The sequence below is a fragment of the Coriobacteriia bacterium genome (assembly GCA_014859305.1).
GTDB lineage: Bacteria > Actinomycetota > Coriobacteriia > Anaerosomatales > Kmv31 > Kmv31.
Genome location: JACUUM010000067.1, coordinates 1 through 3,255 on the forward strand (window position 1 = coordinate 1; position 3,255 = coordinate 3,255).

The window sequence follows — 3,255 nt, forward strand, 5'->3', positions numbered from 1 at the left end:
GGCGCGATGCCGGTCATCGGCACGAACGCCACTCTCATCACCGAGGAGATCGCCGCCAGGATGAGCGAGCACCGCATCCCGCGCATCTCGGTCTCGGTCGACTTCCCGGACGCGGCCGGCCACGACTCCTTCCGAGGACAGCCGGGCTGCTTCGACGCGACCATCCAGGGCATCCGGATCGCCAAGGCCCACGGCATCGGCGTGCAGATCAACACGACCGTCACGAAGCTCAACGCCGACCGGATCGAGGAGATCCACGACCTCGCCGAGGACCTCGGCGTGGACGCGTTCCACATCTTCATGCTCGTGCCCACGGGACGCGGCAGCGAGCTGCTCGACGAGGAGCTGCCGCCCGGCGAGTACGAGCGGGTGCTGGAGTGGGCCTACGAGCGGCAGAAGACCTCGCCGCTGCACTTCAAGCCCACCGACGCGCCGCACTACTACCGCATCATCCGGCAGAAGGCCAAGGCCGAGGGCAAGAAGGTCACCCGCGAGGAGTACGGGCTGGACGCCATGACGCGGGGCTGCCTCGGCGGCATCACGTTCTGCTTCATCAGCCACGTGGGCGACATCCAGCCATGCGGCTACTTCGACATGCAGCTCGGCAACGTCAAGGAACAGCCGTTCAGCCGGATATGGACGGAGTCGACGGTCCTCAACGAACTGCGCGACTACACCCTGCTGAAAGGCAAGTGCGGGATCTGCGAGTACAAGGCCGTCTGCGGGGGCTGCCGCGCCCGGGCGCTCTCCGTGACGGGCGACTATCTCGCGGCCGAGCCGTACTGTGTCTACGAGCCCGAACGGCGCGAGAGGGCGAGGGCGGCGCTCTAGCGGCCGAGCCGCGCACGCGCTCCCGCGCAGGAGGAGGAAGATGCCCGAAGCGCTGCCGAGACAGGAGGCTGCGTCGCACCCCGACGCGGACGCTCTCGTCGCCCGTCGCGGCGGCCGGCTCGCCGTCGTCGCCGTCCTCGCGACGCTCGCGGCCGTCCTCGTCGTGCACTCCGTGCACTTCAGTCTGGCGCACTGGCCGTTCTCGGGGATCTCGTACAGCGACGGCTCGCTGCTGGGCGTGCTGGAGCAGAAGACCCAGCCGCGCCTCATCACCTTCTACATCGGCTTGGCCTCCCGGGACGCCGCGGGCGGGCGCATCCTCGGCCTCGCGGGCCCCCGGAACCTCAACGACCTCGCGAAGGTCGAGGGAGCCGGGACCATCGCGACGTACAGCGGCTACTTCCTGCAACAGATGAGCGGCTGGGGCCTCGAGCAGTTCGAGTACGATCCGACGCTGTCCGACGAGGTCCTGGCGGGTCTCCTCGGGAGGCACCGCACCGTGGAGTACCCGATGAGCGTGGTGGGGGTGGTCTCCGACCGGCCGGACGGGCGCGTCGTCCTGTTCACCGACGAGCGTCGGGAGAAGGTCTACTGCGTTCCCGCCGTGCTCGTGCCGGAAGGAGCGGGGCCGTGATCGGCAACGTCGCCCTCGTCGGCATATCGCTCGTGACGGGCTGGGCGGCGCTGTACCCGGCCAGGCGCGGGCTGGGTCCGGTGCTGTACCACCTGGCGGCGTTACCCGTCGGAGCAGTGGGCTGGACGCTCGCGGCGTCGCTGTGGAGCTTCGCCGGCTCGCCGCCCAGCGCTGGGACGACGCTGCTCGGGCTGACGGTATGGGCGACCTTCGTCGCTGCGGCCGCACGGGGGCTCGGCGCGGACGGCACGGCCGAGGTGTCGTGGCGCGGCTACGCGGGGTTCGGAGGCGCCCTGGCCGCGCTTGCCGGCGGGCTGGCGGCTTCCCGCCTCACCCAGGTCGGCTTCGACAGCTACTCGCACTACGAGCTGTCGGGGTGGTACCTCTTCGACACCGGGCACATCAGCGACGTCATCATCTCGTCGCGCTCGGTGCTCATACCGGCGCTGCACGCGGCCGACCGACTGATGGGCAGCGACTGGACCTACGTCGTCTACCCCGTGTTCTCGGCGCACGTGCTGGCGATCCTCGGGTGGGCGCTTTGGGCCGGTGCGTTCGCCGCCCTCGAGCCGGTCCGGCGCGCCGCGGCCACCGGGTTCGTCTGCCTCTCCGTCGCGCTGATCCCCGCCTGGGTGTTCCACACCTGGTTCGTGCATAGCAACATGGTCAGCGCCATGTATCTCACGCTCTCCGTGGCGGCCGTCCTCGCGGCCGCGGGCGCCTTCTCGGCGGGGTCGCGTCACGCGCTCTCGCCCGCCGCAGCGGGGCTGGTGGCCGGAGCCGCCGCCGCGGGGCTCGTGCACGCGCGCCCCGACGGGCTCGCTTACGCATTCGTGCCGCTCGCGCTACTCGCGGTCTGCCACGTCGCCGGCCTGATCCCGAGGAACGGCGTGCTCGCGGCGTACGCGGGACTGCTCGTACCGCTGGCCGCGGCGTACGGCGCGGCCTTCCACCGGCTCGGGTTGTGGGACGGCAAGCTCCAGGGGCGCACGGCGCTGGCGCTGCTCGCGGCGACGGTCGTCTTCGGCGCGGCGACGCTGGCGGTACCGATGTCGAGGATCCCGAGGTGGGTGCTGAGCGACGGCAACATGCTGAAGGTGGCGGCGCTGCTCAACGTCGTGCTGGTCGGCTGGCTGTTCAGGCAGCGCTACGGGCCGGTGTTCAACGCGGTCAAGAACATGATCGCCAACCTGTTCTTCTCCGGCGGCTGGGGCGTCACGTGGTTCGCGCTGGTGCTTGCGCTGATCGTGTCGCTGCTCTTCCCGTTCCAGGGCCCATCGGCGAGATGGAACCGCCTCCTGCTCTACGCCGTCTTCCAGTTCTTCATGATCGCCGTGTTCGTGCACGGCACCTCTCACACCGGGCGCGTCAGCACCAACGACAGCTTCAACCGGGTGGCGCTGCACGTGGTGCCTCTGGCGTTCTGGTACTTCGCGTCCTACGCCGGCGGCCTGCTGTCGCGGGACACCCTGGCCGCGGGAGCGCCCGCGGAACGGCCCGTGGAGGAAGCAGCCTCGCCGCCGGCGGCCTGACCGCCCGCGGGGCCCCCGCCCCCTCGCGCGCCCCCCAACCATCGGAAGGGACGACGTGAGCCACACGAGAACCACGCTGACCGACCTCGAACGCCGCGTGCTCGACGAGATCCAGACCCGCTTCCCGATCGACCCCGAGCCCTACGCGGTGCTGGGCGAGAGGCTGGGCACCAACGCGGAGCAGGTGCTCGAGTCCGTCGCGCGGCTGCGCGAGGGCGGCGTCGTCCGCCGGATCGGCGCGATCTTCGACTCGCACCG

At 70.7% G+C, this 3,255-nt stretch carries 4 protein-coding genes; all 4 read left to right on the plus strand.

Annotated elements, in window-relative coordinates:
- Positions 1-831, plus strand: an 831-nt coding sequence (locus IBX62_09965; GenBank protein MBE0477410.1) for an SPASM domain-containing protein, incomplete at its 5' end; no start/stop codon positions are given.
- Between the two features lie 40 nt (positions 832-871).
- On the plus strand, positions 872-1,465 hold the full coding sequence (locus IBX62_09970; GenBank protein ID MBE0477411.1) for a hypothetical protein: 594 nt from the start codon (positions 872-874) through the stop codon (positions 1,463-1,465).
- Positions 1,462-2,997 carry a hypothetical protein gene (locus tag IBX62_09975; GenBank protein MBE0477412.1) on the plus strand — a complete coding sequence of 512 codons (1,536 nt, stop codon included), beginning with the start codon at positions 1,462-1,464 and terminating at the stop codon, positions 2,995-2,997. Before IBX62_09970 ends, IBX62_09975 begins: the two co-directional genes overlap by 4 nt.
- Before the next feature lie 55 nt (positions 2,998-3,052).
- Positions 3,053-3,255, plus strand: a 203-nt coding sequence (locus IBX62_09980) for an Lrp/AsnC family transcriptional regulator (protein MBE0477413.1), incomplete at its 3' end; no start/stop codon positions are given.

What these genes read in the sequence shown, in the direction of transcription:
- IBX62_09970 (MBE0477411.1), top strand. Translation starts at nt 872, where the DNA reads ATGCCCGAAGCGCTGCCGAGACAGGAGGCTGCGTCGCACCCCGACGCG.